Source organism: Cedecea lapagei, assembly GCF_900635955.1.
GTDB classification, from domain to species: Bacteria; Pseudomonadota; Gammaproteobacteria; order Enterobacterales; family Enterobacteriaceae; genus Cedecea; species Cedecea lapagei.
Map to the genome: position 1 here is coordinate 1360914 of NZ_LR134201.1, position 16911 is coordinate 1377824.

The 16911-nt window shown below is 54.1% G+C and carries 10 protein-coding genes; 7 read left to right on the plus strand and 3 right to left on the minus strand.

The window, feature by feature from the left end:
- Positions 1 to 355 precede the first annotated feature (355 nt).
- Positions 356 to 1075: a bifunctional 2-polyprenyl-6-hydroxyphenol methylase/3-demethylubiquinol 3-O-methyltransferase UbiG gene (gene ubiG, locus EL098_RS06690; protein ID WP_126355530.1), complete on the minus strand. Its 720-nt coding sequence runs from the start codon at positions 1073 to 1075 to the stop codon at positions 356 to 358.
- Positions 1076 to 1235: 160 nt separating this feature from the next.
- Here ubiG and gyrA point away from each other — a divergent pair, with 160 nt between their 5' ends.
- Both gyrA and rcsC read left to right on the plus strand, forming a co-directional pair.
- Positions 1236 to 3872 (plus strand): DNA topoisomerase (ATP-hydrolyzing) subunit A, encoded by a 2637-nt coding sequence (gene gyrA / locus EL098_RS06695; protein ID WP_126355531.1) that lies wholly within the window; start codon positions 1236 to 1238, stop codon positions 3870 to 3872.
- A 125-nt stretch (positions 3873 to 3997) separates the two neighbouring features.
- Entirely contained in the window at positions 3998 to 6850 is a 2853-nt protein-coding gene (rcsC, locus tag EL098_RS06700; protein ID WP_126355532.1) for a two-component system sensor histidine kinase RcsC, read from the plus strand.
- 69 nt (positions 6851 to 6919) lie between these two features.
- On the opposite strand, the gene rcsB is transcribed toward rcsC, so the two are convergent.
- Positions 6920 to 7570 (minus strand): response regulator transcription factor RcsB, encoded by a 651-nt coding sequence (gene rcsB, locus EL098_RS06705; protein ID WP_038480967.1) that lies wholly within the window; start codon positions 7568 to 7570, stop codon positions 6920 to 6922.
- A gap of 16 nt (positions 7571 to 7586) precedes the next feature.
- Positions 7587 to 10247, minus strand: a complete 2661-nt coding sequence (gene rcsD / locus EL098_RS06710) for a phosphotransferase RcsD (protein ID WP_126355533.1) — start codon at positions 10245 to 10247, stop codon at positions 7587 to 7589.
- An 837-nt stretch (positions 10248 to 11084) separates the two neighbouring features.
- Here rcsD and EL098_RS06715 point away from each other — a divergent pair.
- The 5 genes from EL098_RS06715 (at position 11085) to EL098_RS06735 (ending at position 16892) form a co-directional block, all read left to right on the plus strand.
- Positions 11085 to 12197, plus strand: a complete 1113-nt coding sequence (locus EL098_RS06715) for a porin OmpC (RefSeq protein WP_126355534.1) — start codon at positions 11085 to 11087, stop codon at positions 12195 to 12197.
- Between the two features lie 130 nt (positions 12198 to 12327).
- Positions 12328 to 13374, plus strand: a complete 1047-nt coding sequence (gene apbE / locus EL098_RS06720) for an FAD:protein FMN transferase ApbE (protein WP_126355535.1) — start codon at positions 12328 to 12330, stop codon at positions 13372 to 13374.
- A gap of 73 nt (positions 13375 to 13447) precedes the next feature.
- Positions 13448 to 14521: a bifunctional DNA-binding transcriptional regulator/O6-methylguanine-DNA methyltransferase Ada gene (gene ada / locus EL098_RS06725; protein WP_408609111.1), complete on the plus strand. Its 1074-nt coding sequence runs from the start codon at positions 13448 to 13450 to the stop codon at positions 14519 to 14521.
- Complete coding sequence (alkB, locus tag EL098_RS06730) at positions 14521 to 15162, plus strand: DNA oxidative demethylase AlkB (protein WP_126355536.1); 642 nt, start codon at positions 14521 to 14523, stop codon at positions 15160 to 15162. The genes ada and alkB overlap by 1 nt, the downstream gene beginning before the upstream one ends.
- Positions 15163 to 15245: 83 nt before the next feature.
- Entirely contained in the window at positions 15246 to 16892 is a 1647-nt protein-coding gene (locus EL098_RS06735) for a multidrug ABC transporter permease/ATP-binding protein (protein ID WP_126355537.1), read from the plus strand.
- The last annotated feature ends 19 nt before the right edge of the window (positions 16893 to 16911 follow it).

Sequence of the window (16911 nt, forward strand, 5' to 3'; positions counted from 1 at the left end):
GTGAGTTTTACCTGTCCGTGAGATGAGTTTTCCCCTGATTTATACACATCCGTCAGCCTGTGGCTAACTCTGTGGATAAATACTATATATAGGGGGTGGGTGACAAAATGGTCACTAGATGGTGAGTATTCTAGTAAGGAATCCGTTCAGTACAAGTATTGATTTCGGCAATAAAATGAGGTTGTACCGGGCGCTCTTTTCGTAAGTCCACGTCACGTAAGGCTTGAGAGAATTGTCAATGGGATGCAAAAAAAATGAAAATTTTGATCGGGTGCTGATTTCTTAAACTTCATCGATAATTGCGCAACGGTTCTGGCGCAATTATCGATAATTAATCCTTATACGATATGCCGATTTATGCTTCTGTGTGCAGCATATAGTTAACATCCACGCCAGGCCCAAGCTTGAACTTGTTGGTGACCGGGTTGAAATGTAACCCTGTCATGTGGCGCTCGCGCAGCGGGGTTTCATCTACCCACTGCAGGAGTTCGGCGGGCTTGATGAACTTCTTAACATCGTGCGTCCCTTTCGGCACCATGCGCAGGACATACTCTGCGCCGACGACGGCCATCAGCCACGCTTTACCGTTGCGGTTAATGGTAGAGAAGAAGACGTGGCCGCCGGGTTTTACCAGGCGGGCGCAGGCGTGAACCACCGACTGCGGGTCGGGCACGTGCTCCAGCATTTCCATGCAGGTGACGACGTCGTACTGGCCGGCGTGCTTGGCGGCATGTTCTTCTACCGTCTCCTGGACATAATTCACTTCAACGCCGCTTTCCAGCGCGTGCAGACGGGCAACCTGCAGCGGTTCAAAGCCCATATCCAGCCCGGTGACGTTAGCGCCTTCGCGCGCCATGCTCTCCGCAAGAATGCCGCCGCCGCAGCCAACGTCAAGAACGGTTTTGCCGAACAGCCCACCGGAGCGCTGGTTGATATACCCCAGACGAAGCGGGTTAATGCGGTGCAGCGGTTTAAATTCACCTTCCAGATCCCACCAGCGAGAAGCGACAGCTTCAAATTTGGCGATTTCCTCGTGGTCGACGTTCTGCGTAACCGGTTGGTTTTCAGCATTCATTACAGCGGTGACTCCCTGGAGATATTAATGCAGGCAGTATATCAGGCTAACGCCGTGAATAAAGCGCCGACAAATACGTTGAGGTTTCCCCACACAGGGCCGGATGTGTTATAATTTGCGACCTTTGAATCCGGGAAAACAGTAGAGGGATAGCGGTTACATGAGCGACCTTGCCAGAGAAATTACGCCGGTCAACATTGAGGAAGAGCTAAAGAGCTCCTATCTGGATTATGCGATGTCGGTTATTGTCGGCCGCGCACTGCCAGATGTCCGAGATGGACTTAAGCCGGTACACCGTCGCGTACTTTATGCGATGAACGTATTGGGCAATGACTGGAACAAAGCATACAAAAAATCCGCCCGTGTTGTTGGTGACGTCATCGGTAAATATCACCCCCACGGTGATACCGCGGTGTATGACACCATCGTCCGTATGGCACAGCCATTTTCCCTGCGTTACATGCTGGTCGACGGCCAGGGTAACTTCGGTTCCGTAGACGGCGACTCCGCCGCAGCGATGCGTTATACGGAAATCCGTATGTCGAAAATCGCCCACGAGCTGATGGCCGACCTGGAAAAAGATACGGTTGATTTCGTCGATAACTACGACGGCACCGAAAAAATTCCAGACGTCATGCCGACCAAAATCCCTAACCTGCTGGTAAACGGTTCATCCGGTATCGCAGTCGGGATGGCGACTAACATTCCGCCGCACAACATTACCGAAGTCATCAACGGCTGCCTCGCGTATATCGAAGACGAGAATATCAGCGTTGAAGGCTTGATGGAGCACATCCCAGGCCCGGACTTCCCTACCGCCGCTATCATTAACGGCCGTCGTGGTATTGAAGAAGCCTACCGCACCGGTCGCGGTAAAATTTATATTCGCGCCCGCGCAGAAGTGGAAGCGGACGCCAAAACCGGCCGTGAAACCATCATCGTTCACGAAATTCCTTATCAGGTGAACAAAGCTCGCCTGATCGAGAAAATTGCCGAGCTGGTGAAAGACAAACGCGTGGAAGGCATTAGCGCCCTGCGCGATGAGTCCGACAAAGACGGTATGCGCATTGTTATTGAGATTAAGCGCGACGCCGTGGGTGAAGTGGTGCTCAATAACCTTTACTCCCAGACTCAGCTGCAGGTTTCCTTCGGTATCAACATGGTTGCTCTGCACCATGGTCAGCCGAAGATCATGACCCTGAAAGAGATTCTGGCCGCGTTCGTGCGTCACCGCCGCGAGGTGGTAACCCGCCGTACCATCTTTGAACTGCGCAAAGCCCGCGATCGCGCCCATATCCTTGAAGGTCTGGCGATCGCCCTGGCGAACATCGACCCGATCATTGAGCTTATTCGCAACTCGCCGAATGCCGCAGAAGCGAAAGCAAGCCTGGTGGCCAGCTCCTGGGATCTGGGTAACGTTGCCGCCATGCTGGAACGTGCCGGAGACGACGCCGCGCGTCCTGAGTGGCTGGAGCCAGAGTTCGGGATCCGCGACGGTAAATACTTCCTCACCGAGCAGCAGGCTCAGGCGATTCTGGATCTGCGTCTGCAGAAACTGACCGGCCTTGAGCATGAAAAACTGCTCGATGAGTATAAAGAGCTGCTGCAGCAGATCGCTGAATTACTGCATATCCTGGGCAGCGCAGAGCGCCTGATGGAAGTGATTCGTGAAGAGCTGGAAGCGATGCGCGATCAGTTCGGCGACAACCGCCGCACCGAGATCACGGCTAACACCGCGGATATCAACATCGAAGACCTGATCAACCAGGAAGACGTGGTGGTCACCCTGTCTCACCAGGGCTATGTGAAGTATCAGCCGCTGACTGACTATGAAGCGCAGCGCCGCGGCGGCAAAGGCAAGTCAGCCGCACGTATAAAAGAAGAAGACTTTATTGACCGCCTGCTGGTGGCCAACACCCATGACACGATCCTGCTGTTCTCCAGCCGCGGTCGCCTGTACTGGATGAAGGTCTATCAGCTGCCGGAAGCGAGCCGTGGCGCGCGTGGTCGCCCAATTGTTAACCTGCTGCCGCTTGAGCAGGACGAGCGCATCACCGCGATTCTGCCGGTGCGCGAGTACGCAGAAGGCATCAACGTCTTTATGGCTACCGCGAGCGGTACCGTGAAGAAAACTGCGTTGACCGACTTCAGCCGTCCTCGTTCTGCGGGCATCATCGCCGTTAACCTGAACGAAGGCGACGAGCTGATTGGCGTTGATTTAACCAACGGCAGCGATGAAGCGATGCTGTTCTCTGCTGCGGGTAAAGTGGTGCGCTTCAAAGAAGACGCCGTTCGTACCATGGGTCGTACCGCAACGGGCGTTCGCGGCATTAAACTTGCTGGCGAAGACAAAGTGGTTTCCCTGATCATCCCTCGGGGCGAAGGTGCGATTCTGACCGTCACGCAGAATGGTTACGGTAAACGTACCGCAGCGGCAGAGTACCCAACCAAGTCTCGTGCAACGCAGGGCGTTATCTCCATCAAAGTGACCGAGCGCAACGGCAGCGTCGTTGGGGCGGTGCAGGTGGAAGATACCGACCAGATCATGATGATCACCGATGCCGGTACGCTGGTGCGTACTCGCGTGTCCGAGGTCAGCGTGGTCGGGCGTAACACCCAGGGCGTGATCCTCATCCGTACTGCGGAAGACGAAAGCGTGGTTGGCCTGCAGCGCGTGGCCGAGCCGGTGGATGATGAAGAGCTGGACAGCATCGACGGCAGCGTCGCGGAAGGGGACGATGAGATCGCTCCTGAAGCGGAGACTGACGATGATGCAGCGGACGAAGCGGATGAATAATCCGGAATAGTCTGTAAATAAAGGGTCGCTTCGGCGGCCCTTTTTGTTAGCCGTTGCGGGACAAGGGTTTTGCGGCTACCTTAAGCGCATCTCAATTTATTCGCTCGCGTACCGTCAGGCTCAATTTGAAATATCTCGTCTCTTTTCGCAGCACCCTTAAAATTTCGCGCTACCTGTTCAGGGCGCTTGCGCTTCTGCTTTGGCTGCTGATCGCGCTATTTTCCGTGTTTTACATCGTCAACGCGCTGCACGACAAAGAGTCTGAGATCCATCAGGAATTTAATATCAGCTTTGACCAGGCTCAGCGCTATATTCAGCGCACCTCGGACGTGGTGAAAGAGCTAAAGTACATTGCTGAAAACCGCCTTACTGCGCCAAACGGCGTGCTGCCGCCGCTAGAGCAAAACGACGACAAAACCGAAGCGCCTGCCTTTATGCCGCTGTTCCCGGACTCGGACTGTTCGGCGGTCAGTGCGACGTGGCGAAGCTCGCTGCAGTCTCTCTCCTGGTTCCTGCGCTACTGGCGCGATAACTTCTCCGCCGCTTACGATCTCAACCGGGTGTTCCTGATTGGCGGCGATAATTTGTGTATGGCGGACTTTGGCCTGCGGGATATGCCGCTGGAGCGGGAGAACGCGCTGAAAACCCTGCACGAGCGCATCATGAAGTACCGCACCGCGCCGCAGGATGAACGGGCCAACAGCATCTACTGGATTGGCCAGGGGCCTCGCGCCGGGATTGGCTACTTTTATACCCTGACGCCGGTCTATCTGGCCACGCGCCTGCAGGCGCTGCTGGGCATTGAACAGACGGTTCGCATGGAGAACTTCCTGACGCCGGGCACGCTGCCTATCGGCGTCACCATTCTGGATGAAAATGGCCATCCGCTGATTTCGCTGACCGGCCCGGAGGCACGGATCGAACCTGAAAACCGCTGGATTCAGGAGCGATCGTGGTTTGGCTATACCTCAGGGTTTAAGGCGCTGGTGTTGAAGAAAAACCTGCCGCCGTCCTCGCTGAGCGTGATCTACTCGGTGCCCGTAGATTTGGTGCTTGAAAGCATCCGGATGCTGATCCTCAACGCGGTGTTACTCAACGTGCTGGTGGGCGTTTTGCTGTTCACCCTGGCGCGCATGTACGAGCGTAGGATCTTTATTCCGGCGGAAAGCGATGCCCAGAGGCTGGAAGAGCATGAGCAGTTCAACCGCAAAATTGTCGCCTCGGCGCCGGTCGGGATCTGTATTCTGCGAACGCAGGACGGCACTAATATTCTGAGTAACGAACTGGCACACAACTACCTCAATATGCTGACCCATGAGGACCGGCAAAGGCTGACGCAGATCATCTGCGGCCAGCAGGTCAATTTTGTCGATGTGGTGACCAGCAACCATACCAATCTACAGATTAGCTTTGTGCATTCGCGCTATCGCAATGAGAACGTAGCGATTTGCGTGCTGGTAGACGTGAGCGCCCGCGTGAAGATGGAAGAGTCGCTGCAGGAGATGGCTCAGGCGTCTGAGCAGGCCAGCCAGTCGAAATCCATGTTCCTTGCCACGGTGAGCCACGAGCTGAGAACGCCGCTGTACGGTATTATCGGTAACCTCGATCTCCTGCAAACAAAAGAGCTGCCGAAGGGCGTCGACCGGCTGGTAACGGCAATGAACAACTCCTCCAGCCTGCTGCTGAAAATTATCAGCGATATTCTCGACTTCTCAAAAATCGAGTCTGAGCAGCTAAAAATTGAGCCGCGTGAGTTTTCGCCTCGCGAAGTGATGAGCCATATTACCGCCAACTATCTGCCGCTGGTGGTCCGCAAACAGCTTGGGCTTTACTGCTTTATCGATGCCGACGTGCCGCTAACGCTGCAGGGGGATCCGATGCGCCTGCAGCAGGTGATCTCCAACCTGCTGAGCAATGCGATAAAGTTCACCGACGTCGGCTGCATCATTCTGCATGTCTCGATTAAAGGGGATTACCTGAGCTTCAGGGTGCGCGATACCGGCGTGGGTATCCCGACCAAAGAAGTGACTCGCCTGTTCGATCCGTTCTTCCAGGTGGGGACCGGCGTACAGCGTAACTTCCAGGGGACCGGGCTGGGGCTGGCGATTTGCGAAAAGCTAATCAGCATGATGGACGGCGATATTTCCGTGGACACTGAGTCGGGGATGGGGAGCCAGTTTACGGTTCGCATACCGCTGTATAAGGCGCAGTTTGCGCCGAAAAATAACGTCGAAGGGCTGGCCGGAAAACGCTGCTGGCTGGCGGTGCGTAACGACTCCCTCAGCAGCTACCTGGAGTCGTTGCTGCTGGATAACGGGCTGCAGGCTCAAACCTGGTACGGAGAGACGCCTGGCAGCGACGATATCCTGATAGCCGATGAAACGCTCTCTGCTCCGTGGAGCGGGCGGGCGGCCATTGTCTTCTGCCGTCGTCACATCGGTATTCCGGTTGAATTCAAACCCGGCTGTTGGGTAAACAGCGTAGCCGCGCCTCATGAGCTGCTGCCGCTTTTAGGGCGAATTTACAGTATCGACGTAGACGTGCCGGGCAGCTCTCCGTCACTGACCGCGGCCAGCGAAATAAGCGAACAGAACGACGACATGATGATTCTGGTGGTTGACGATCACCCGATTAACCGCCGTCTGCTGGCGGATCAGCTTGGCTCGCTCGGCTATCAGTGCAAAACGGCAAACGACGGTGTCGACGCGCTTAACGTGCTCAGCAAAAATCATATTGATATCGTGCTTAGCGACGTCAACATGCCGAATATGGACGGTTACCGCCTGACCCAGCGTATTCGCCAGCTTGGTCTGACGCTGCCGGTGATCGGCGTGACGGCAAACGCGTTGGCGGAAGAGAAGCAGCGCTGTCTGGAATCCGGCATGGACAGCTGTCTGTCTAAACCGGTAACGCTGGATGTGATCAAACAGACCCTTGCGGTGTATGCCGCCCGGGTGCGCAGTAGCCGCGATGCCTGATAAAACCAGACAATAAAAAAAGCCTCGTAGTCAAATACGAGGCTTTTTCTTTGATGCTTAGCGTGAAGGTTACTCTTTGTCCGCCGGGGTCAGGCTAACGGAAGAGAGGTAGTTCAGCAGGGCAATATCGTTTTCCACGCCCAGCTTCATCATCGCCGACTTCTTCTGGCTGCTGATGGTTTTAATGCTGCGGTTCAGCTTGCGGGCAATTTCCGTCACCAGGAAACCTTCTGCGAACAAGCGCAGCACTTCGCTCTCTTTCGGCGACAGGCGCTTATCGCCATAGCCGCCCGCGCTGATTTTTTCCAGCAGGCGGGAAACGCTTTCCGGCGTAAATTTTTTGCCTTTCTGCAGGGCGGCGAGCGCTTTTGGCAGATCGGTCGGCGCGCCTTGTTTTAAGACTATCCCTTCGATATCAAGATCCAGCACCGCGCTAAGAATCGCCGGGTTGTTGTTCATGGTCAGAACGATGATCGACAGGTCAGGGAAGTGACGCTTAATGTATTTGATCAGCGTAATGCCATCGCCGTATTTGTCACCCGGCATGGAAAGATCGGTGATCAGGACGTTGGCTTCAAGCTTTGGCAGGTTATTGATAAGCGCTGTGGAATCTTCAAATTCACCGACAACATTCACCCATTCGATCTGCTCAAGAGACTTACGAATGCCGAACAGAACAATCGGATGGTCGTCAGCAATAATTACGTTCATGTTGTTCATGTAATAGGCTACCTTGCTACAGCAGACTTTTGACGTAAGCATCAATGTCGCTGATATATTTTTGTATATTTGGAACATCACTTTCACGAATGTGGTGTTCCAAGGTTTCACATAACTGTTTGCCGGGCACCAGATTCAGCATCGCAAACACGCCCTTCAGGCGGTGCGCGGTCTGAGCCAGAGCAGCAAAGTCGCCCGCTGCGGATTCAGTATACAGTCTGGTGACATCTTCCGGTACCGTATCAACAAACAGCGCATAATAACCGCTGGCGTGCAGCTGAGCGTTTTCGTCGCCGCCCAGAGGCGAGTCCGGCGTCTCTTCCTCGGCCAGTTGGTTCTCAATCAGCTGCAGGACGGCATCCTGCATGGCATTGCTGATATTAAAGTTTACCCGGAACTGACCAGGCGCGATTTTCCGCATCCCGTTCTCATCATCGCTTAAAAGCAAGCCTGAAGCAGTAAGATTAGACGGATTATCAGTAAGGAAAATATCAAACTCTTGACTTGCCAGTCTCTCGTCCGGAGAAATGCAGTTTGCGCCCCAGTTTTCCAGCATGCGGGTCACAATATTACGCACCTCATTGGAGGTAATATCGAGCATCGCGACCACATCATCCAGCAGCTTCTCTTCCTGAGCATCCGCCTGGGGCTCCGCCGTCATGCGGATGTGGAGATTATAGCGCGTGCCGATGTCCGGGCGCGTTTTGATATTCAGGTGCCCACCTAGCTTACGGGCAAGGCGATCGCTGAGATAAAATGCCAGCCCATTTGCCTGACCATAGCGGTCTTCGCTGGTCTCGTTAAGGAACGGGAAGTGCAGATTATCGACCTCTCCGCCGCCAATCCCGTTACCGGTATCCAGGATGCGGAACAGCAGACGATCGGGCCCGGCCTCCTCCTCACTGATATCGAGCGTGATTTTGCCGATTTGCGTGGTGGTGACGGAATAATGCAGCAGGAGTTCCAGAATTTTACGCAGTACCTCCTTGTCGCCGTGGCGTTTTTCGTCGGCCGGGAGGTTGTTGTTGATAAGCAGCTGCAGCCCTTTACGCTTGATAACAGGCAACATCGACAGCGCGACCTCATCGATCAGCGATTGAATAGAGAACTCGCTGGCGTGGGTTTTCCAGCTGTCGGCTTCCAGCATATTCAGTAGTTGAATCTCATCGACCAGCCGCACAATGGTTTGGGCATCGTTTGCCAGCTGCAGATGCTGGCTGTCGGGGATTTCTGCGGCATGTTCAGCCAGTTGCTTAACTGGCAGCTGCAGGGCCTCGCCAATATGCTGCATAAAGGCTGCACGCCCTTGCTGGTTTTTTTCATACAGCCGCTGGGCCTGTTTGAGCTTCTTGTTTACCAGAATTTCACGATCCTGATCGCGGATCACAAAAATCTGCGTGCGCGGGGCTATCTGACTGCGGAACTGACGAATCTCATACAGCTCATTGTTTACCGTCGCCTGAATAACGCCCTGGTGCTGGTCCGCCATTGAAATAATGTTTTGCAGGTTCAGGTGAGGGAGCAGGTGGTCGGCAATTTTATTGCTTATCACGGTACGGTTAGCGTCGAGATCGTGAACCAGCAGGCCAAGCGGCAGGATCGCCACAATCTCTTCGTTCAGCGCCCGCAGAATTTGCAGTTCACCGTTGCCTGCATTGCTTTCCGTCTGACGCTGAGGCTGCTGACGGAAGGTCGCGAAGCCAAATATCGCCAACCCCAGCAGCGCGATATTCAGCAGCAGAGGCAGGAGAATATTTTGCAGCGTATCCATCATCAGGGTACCAAACGGCACCTGCCAGACCAGCTGAAGCTGCGTAGTTGCCACCGGCGCGGTGATCTCGATGCGGGCGTTATTGAAATTAATGCTCACGCTGTCCGCATCGTCTTTATCCGTTCCCGTGGCTACCGCCCGTTGGCGATCGTCCGGAGAGAGCTGGAAGCTGTCCAGCGACATCATCGGTGGAATAAGGTCATTGATGGGCAGATCAAAGGCCACCACGGTAGCTAAATGCCCTGGCTGGTTGAAGGTAGTTCTAAGCGTAAAATAGCGGCCGTTTTGCCAGTTAAGCTTGCGCAGCGGCGAGAAGCTTTCTCGTTCGTCCAGAGCATTGGCCTGCTGCAGCATCTCCGCACGGCGTGAGTCGACGATGGTGCCGACGCCTGAATCCTTAAAACCCGAGGAGAGGTCTTTAAGCGGCAGCGTAGAGACCAGGATCATGCTGTTGTCCTGGCCGTTAAGGTAATACATCGACCACGGCGTATTTTCCGCGCCCCACAGCGTGTCCAGATAGCCGGAGATACGCTGCGTCATTTCCAGCGTTGAGCTGTCGTGGGAACCAAAAATCAGCGCTTCGGTTTTGCTGCGTGGCTTGTCGAGGTAATAAACGTCCTGGCGCAAACGTGTTTCCTGCAGGCTTTCACCTGAGGCGGCCGGAGCGGTGGCGATATTGTCGTAGATTTGCCAGGTTGCATAGCGGTATGTCTCAACGCGTTTATGCAAGGCATGAGTGATGTCGACAATCTGGTAGCTTTTGTCCTTCAGCCAGGCGTTGACAGCGCTCTGCACCAGTACGCCCATTGAGACAAGCAGCACGACGGTCAGCAGCAGAAAGAAACGCGTAATGTTGCCGGGGAACAGCGAAAACCTGTTTAACGATGAATTCTCAGACTGGCTCATTGTATGTATGTAACCCGGCGAAGCCTCGCCAATCCTGATTGATAGAGAGCCCAATGTGGGAAGTGGGCCGTTTCGCCTTAGCGCCTTCACGCAGGCCGATGCTAAGAATACCTTTATATGGCTGTGCCGTCAGCACTCTGACGCAGTATAAGGACTTCTTAACAGTTTTTCAGGTCACTGATTATTAGGAAAAATCCTTTAATAAAGATTTGCGTTAAGGAAGGGCGGTAGGTTTTTACTGTGGAGCGGGCGTTTGCGCGGCTCTCTGTGGCCAGTCGTATAAGCAGGAAAATGGAGCGGTTTAAGAAAGATCTGTATCGCAGCTTAAATATGGAGAAAAAAAGTAGATCGTTTAATTAACAGACGTTATAAATTGCGGCGGTAGCACAGGAATATTAAAGTTGTGTAAAGAAGTGCAAAAAAAAACCGGATGCGAGCATCCGGTACTAATAGGGGTAAACAGACATTCAGATTCGAATGACGGTAATAAATAAAGTTAATGATGATAGCGAGTATGATTTTATCTCCGAAAGTCAGAAAAGAATTATCATTGAGTGCTAATTTTTATGTTTTTGTCTAACTTATTGATTTTAATGTGGTGTTATTATTTTTTGATTATTCATGCTTATATTTTTAGCTATTCGTGCTAAAAAAAGTTCCCTTCATTTTACATTTTGATACATCTATATAGGTAATTGAAACATCTATATAGTTTTCGTATCATATTCTCATTGGATTATTCAGGATTTGTTTTGGACAATGATTTTGCCGACTGATTAGAGGGTAATCAGTAAGCAGTGGTAAATAAAATAAGGCATATAACAGAGGGTTAATAAGATGAAAGTTAAAGCACTATCCCTTCTGGTACCGGCTCTGCTGGTAGCAGGCGCTGCAAATGCAGCCGAAATTTATAACAAAGATGGCAATAAATTAGACCTGTACGGTAAAGTCGATGGTCTGCACTATTTCTCCAACGACAAAGGCTCTGACGGCGACCAGACTTACGTTCGCTTCGGCTTCAAAGGTGAAACCCAGATCAACGACCAGCTGACCGGTTACGGCCAGTGGGAATACAACGTTCAGGCAAACAACACTGAAAGCTCAAGCGACCAGGCATGGACTCGTCTGGCGTTTGCTGGTCTGAAGTTCGGCCAGGCTGGCTCTTTCGACTATGGTCGTAACTACGGCGTTGTTTACGACGTCACTTCATGGACCGACGTGCTGCCAGAATTCGGCGGTGATACCTACGGTTCTGACAACTTCCTGCAGTCCCGTGCTAACGGCGTTGCAACCTACCGTAACACCGACTTCTTCGGTCTGGTGGACGGCCTGAACTTTGCTCTGCAGTATCAGGGTAAAAACGGCAGCGTCAGCGGTGAAGGCTCTACCAACAACGGCCGTGGCGTTCTGAAGCAGAACGGTGACGGCTTCGGCGGCTCCCTGACCTACGATCTGGGTGAAGGTTTCAGCATCGGTTCTGCTGTTGCCAGCTCCAAACGTACGACCGACCAGAACAACACGGCTAACGTGCTGGGTCACGGTGATAATGCCACCACCTACACCGGCGGTCTGAAATACGATGCCAACAACATCTACCTGGCAACGCAGTACACCCAGACCTATAACGCAACACGCTTTGGCAGCAGCACCAGCCCAATCTCCGGTTTTGCTAATAAAGCGCAGAACTTTGAAGTGGTTGCGCAGTACCAGTTCGACTTCGGCCTGCGTCCTTCCATAGCTTACCTGCAGTCTAAAGGTAAAAACATTGAACGCTACGGCAACCAGGACATCCTGAAATACGTTGATGTGGGCGCGACCTACTACTTCAACAAAAACATGTCCACCTACGTTGACTACAAAATCAACCTGCTGGACAAAAATGACTTCACTCAGGCAACCGGCATCGCTACCGATGACGTTGTGGGCGTAGGTCTGGTTTACCAGTTCTAATTCAGCTCAAGCTGATAAAGGCGCCGCAAGGCGCCTTTTTAATGTCTCAAACCTCAATGACCCGCCGCCTGGCTCATCCCTTTGCCTCTTTTGTTGTACCCTTAGGCTCCCGAAACAGGAGAGTTACACCATGGATTTACGCTTTATTCGCCGCGGCAGTTTTGCCGTAGCCCTTTTAGCCCTGGCAGGGTGCGATAACGCCCAAAACAGCGCCGCAAAGGCGGTGGTGATTGAGGGTAAGACTATGGGAACCTACTGGCGCGTAAGCCTGGCTGATGTGGATGCCGCTCAGAAAGCGGCGCTACAGGAGAAAATTCAGCAGCAGCTGGACGGCGATGACCGGCTGATGTCGACCTGGAAAAAGGATTCGGCATTGTCCCTTTTTAATCAGTCCACCAGCACCGAGCCGTATCCGGTGAGCGAGGCGATGAGCGATATCGTCACCATGGCGCTGCGCATCGGTGCAAAAACCGAAGGGGCGATGGACATCACGGTTGGGCCGCTGGTCAATCTTTGGGGCTTTGGGCCAGATAAACAGCCCCTGCACACGCCAGACCAGGCGCAGATCGATGCGGCGAAGGCGCTCACTGGCCTGCAGCACCTGAAGGTAGTGAATGCGTCCGGTAAACAGTGGATGCAAAAGGATCTGCCCGGATTGTACGTCGATCTGTCGACCATCGGTGAAGGCTACGCGGCGGACCACCTTGCACGTCTGATGGAGCAGAACGGCATTAGCCGCTACCTGGTTTCCGTCGGCGGGGCGGTGACCACTCGTGGGACGAACCCGGATGGCAAACCGTGGCGCGTGGCAATTCAGAAGCCGACGGATCGGGAAAATGCCGTGCAGGCAATGGTGGATATTAACGGCCACGGGATCAGTACTTCAGGCAGCTATCGAAACTATTATGAGCTGGATGGCAAACGTATCTCGCACATCATTAACCCGCAGACCGGGCGACCTATAGAGCACAAGCTGGTCTCCGCAACCGTCATCGCGACTACGGCTATGGAGGCAGATGGCTGGGATACGGGTCTGATGGTGCTGGGGGAGGAGAAAGCGAAGCAGGTTGCAGAGAGAGAAGGGCTGGCGGTTTATCTTATCAGTAAAGAGGGCGATGGTTTCCGTAGCTGGATGTCGCCGCAGTTCAAAACTTTCCTTCTTGAGGAAAAAAATTAAAAAGCAAGAACCCGAGTTTTTCATCCGGCCAGGGCTGTCATGATGGTATCGTTAAGACAAGCATGAGGTCGCAATGATGAAACAGAGCAACGGTTATATTACAGAGCAGCGGCGCTGGCAGGCGGTTGAGCAGCGGGATGCCCAGGCTGACGGCAAGTTTGTTTTCGCCGTCAAAACGACAGGTATTTTTTGTCGACCCTCCTGCAGCGCTCGCCGTCCTCTTCGTGAAAACACCGCATTCTACGAGACGCCTGAAGCCGCGCTGGCGGCTGGTTTTCGGGCCTGTAAACGCTGTCAGCCAGACAAGCTTGCCCCTGAGCTTCAACGAGTGGCGCGCATCGAACAAGCCTGCCGCATCCTCGAATCCAGCGAGTCATCCCTCACGCTTGATGAGCTGGCGGGGCAGGTTGCAATGAGCAGCTTTCACTTTCACCGCTTGTTTAAAAGCGTCACCGGCCTGACGCCGAATGAATGGCAAAAAGCGCATCGCGCCCGCCGCCTGCGCCAGGGACTCGCTCAGGGCAAAGAGGTGACCAAGGCCATTTTTGATGCTGGCTTTCAGTCCGGCAGTGCGTTCTACCATCGGGCCGACGAGACGCTGGGCATGACGGCGAGCCAGTATCGAAAGGGGGGCGTTCGTGCACAGGTGCAGTTTGTCGTCGGCACCTGCCGGCTGGGCGAGTTCCTGGTGGCTGAAAGCGAGCGTGGCATTTGCGCGATTTTGTTAGGCGAACGTGCTGAAGCGTTAATCGGTGAGCTGGAAGCCGAGTTTCCTCGTTCACAGCTCATGCCGGGTGATGAGCTGTTTGCTTCGCGTGTGGCGCAGGTCGTAAGCTTTATTGAGTCACCAACGGCGGAGTTTACTTTACCGCTGGACATTCGCGGCACGGCCTTTCAGCAGCAGGTGTGGCAGGCACTAAGAGCCATTCCGCCTGGCGCTACGGTGAGCTACAGCGAGCTGGCAGCGCGCATTGGTAAGCCAGCCGCCGTGCGTGCCGTGGCAGGCGCATGCGCTGCCAACACGCTCGCGGTCGCTATTCCCTGTCACCGCGTAATTCGTAGCGATGGTGGTTTGTCCGGCTACCGCTGGGGCGTAGAGCGTAAACGCCAGCTGCTGGAAAACGAGACGAGAAGCCGGGAGGAGTAATGCTGGATTTGTTTGCCGATGAGGCTCCATGGGAAGAGCCGCTTGCCGAGGGCGCGATCATTCTGCGGCGTTTTGCTCGGGAGGATGCTGCGGCCCTGATGGCGGGCGTGCATGAGGTATCTCAGCAAGCGCCCTTCCGTCATATGGTCACCCCCGGCGGGCATACCATGTCGGTGGCGATGACTAACTGTGGTGCGCTGGGCTGGAGTACGAATCAGAACGGCTATCTCTACTCGCCACAGGATTCTCTGACCGGCCAGCGCTGGCCTCAAATTCCCTCTCTCTTTAAGGATCTCTGCGCGCGAGCTTCGCTTGCTGCGGGCTATGCTGATTTTGAGCCGGACGCCTGCCTGATAAACCGCTATGCGGCAGGAACAAAACTTTCTCTCCATCAGGATAAAGACGAGCCTAATTTGCGCCAGCCGATTGTTTCTGTTTCGCTTGGGCTACCCGCCGTGTTTCAGTTTGGCGGCCTGCAGCGTAGCGATTCGCTGCAGCGTGTAATGCTTGAGCATGGCGATGTTGTCGTGTGGGGAGGCGCATCTCGCCTTTTCTATCACGGTATTCTGCCCCTCAAACCCGGCTTTCACCCCCTCACCGACCAGTTCCGCTATAACCTGACTTTCCGCCGCGCGTCGTAAGGCAAATAAAAATAAGAATTATTCTTGATGTGAGGGGCAAGCCGTTTAAACTGCTCGCTGTTTTGTTTTGCAGGTAGGAAATCATGGAGCTACTTCGAGTGGTTTATCGCCAGTATCGCTGGCCTTTTATGATGGTCATGGCGTTAAGCCTGGCAAGCGCAGCGTTAGGCATCGGTCTTATTGCCTTTATCAATCAGCGCTTGATTGAAACTCCAGATCTCACCCTGGCCGTGTTGCCGGAATTTTTGGGCCTGCTCTTACTGTTGATGGCCGTGACGCTGGGTTCCCAACTGGCGTTAACTACTCTCGGTCACCATTTTGTTTTTCGTCTGCGCAGCGAGTTTATTAAGCGCCTGCTGGATACCGACGTTGAGCGAGTGGAACAGCTCGGCAGCGCGGCGCTGCTGGCGGGTTTAACCAGTGATATTCGTAATATTACCATCGCATTTGTACGTCTGCCTGAGCTGGTGCAGGGCGTTATCCTGACTATCGGCTCTGCGGCCTACCTGGCCTGGCTCTCGCCGAAAATGCTGGGGGTTACCACCGTCTGGCTGGTGATCACGATTGTGGGCGGCTATTTGCTGGTGGCGCGGGTTTACAAACATATGGCCCAGCTTCGGGAAATCGAAGACAAGCTTTATAACGACTATCAAACCGTTATCGAAGGTCGCAAGGAGCTGGCGCTTAACCGCGAGCGCGCCGAACGAATTTACGAAGACACCTACACGCCTCATGCCGCCGACTACCGAAACAATATCATCCGGGCGGATACCTACCATCTGAGCGCGGTCAACTGGTCAAATATTATGATGCTGGGGGCGATTGGCCTGGTCTTTTACATGGCTAACAGCCTGGGCTGGTCCGACACCAATGTTGCGGCGACTTTCTCCTTAACGCTGCTCTTCCTGCGCACGCCGCTGCTTTCTGCCGTGGGCGCCTTACCGACGCTGCTCAGCGCTCAGGTAGCCTTCAATAAGCTGAACAAGTTCCAGCTTGCGCCTTACGCTGCAGCGTTCCCTCGCTCTAAGGAACCCGGGAGCTGGCAGCAGCTCGAGATGCGGGATGTGGTGTTCCGCTACGCTGACAATAGCTTCAGCGTGGGCCCGCTTAACCTTACCCTCAAGCGCGGAGAGCTGCTGTTCCTGATTGGCGGTAACGGCAGCGGAAAATCTACCCTTGCGATGTTACTTACCGGTCTGTACCAGCCGGAGAGCGGTGCCATTTACCTTGATGGTCAAAGGGTTGATGCAGGATCCCAGGATGACTACCGCAAGCTATTTTCAGCGGTGTTCACCGACGTCTGGCTGTTCGATCGCCTGCTGGGGCCGCAGGGAAAACCGGCTAATCCCGAACTGGTTAACAGCTGGCTGGAGCGGTTGAAAATGAGCAACAAGCTGGAGCTGGAAAATGGCGCCATTGTTAACCTCAAGCTTTCGAAAGGGCAGCGTAAACGTGTGGCGCTGCTGCTGGCGCTGGCTGAGGAGCGGGATATCATCCTACTGGATGAGTGGGCCGCAGACCAGGACCCACACTTCCGCCGCGAATTCTACCAGGTCCTGCTGCCGCTGATGCAGCAAATGGGGAAAACGGTGTTTGCTATCAGCCACGACGACCACTACTTCATTCATGCAGACCGACTGCTGGAAATGCGGCAGGGCCAGCTCAGCGAACTTACCGGTCACGAGCGGGAGCAGGCTTCCCGCGATGCCGTAGCGAGAACGGGCCATTAGGTCAGCATTCTCTAAACAA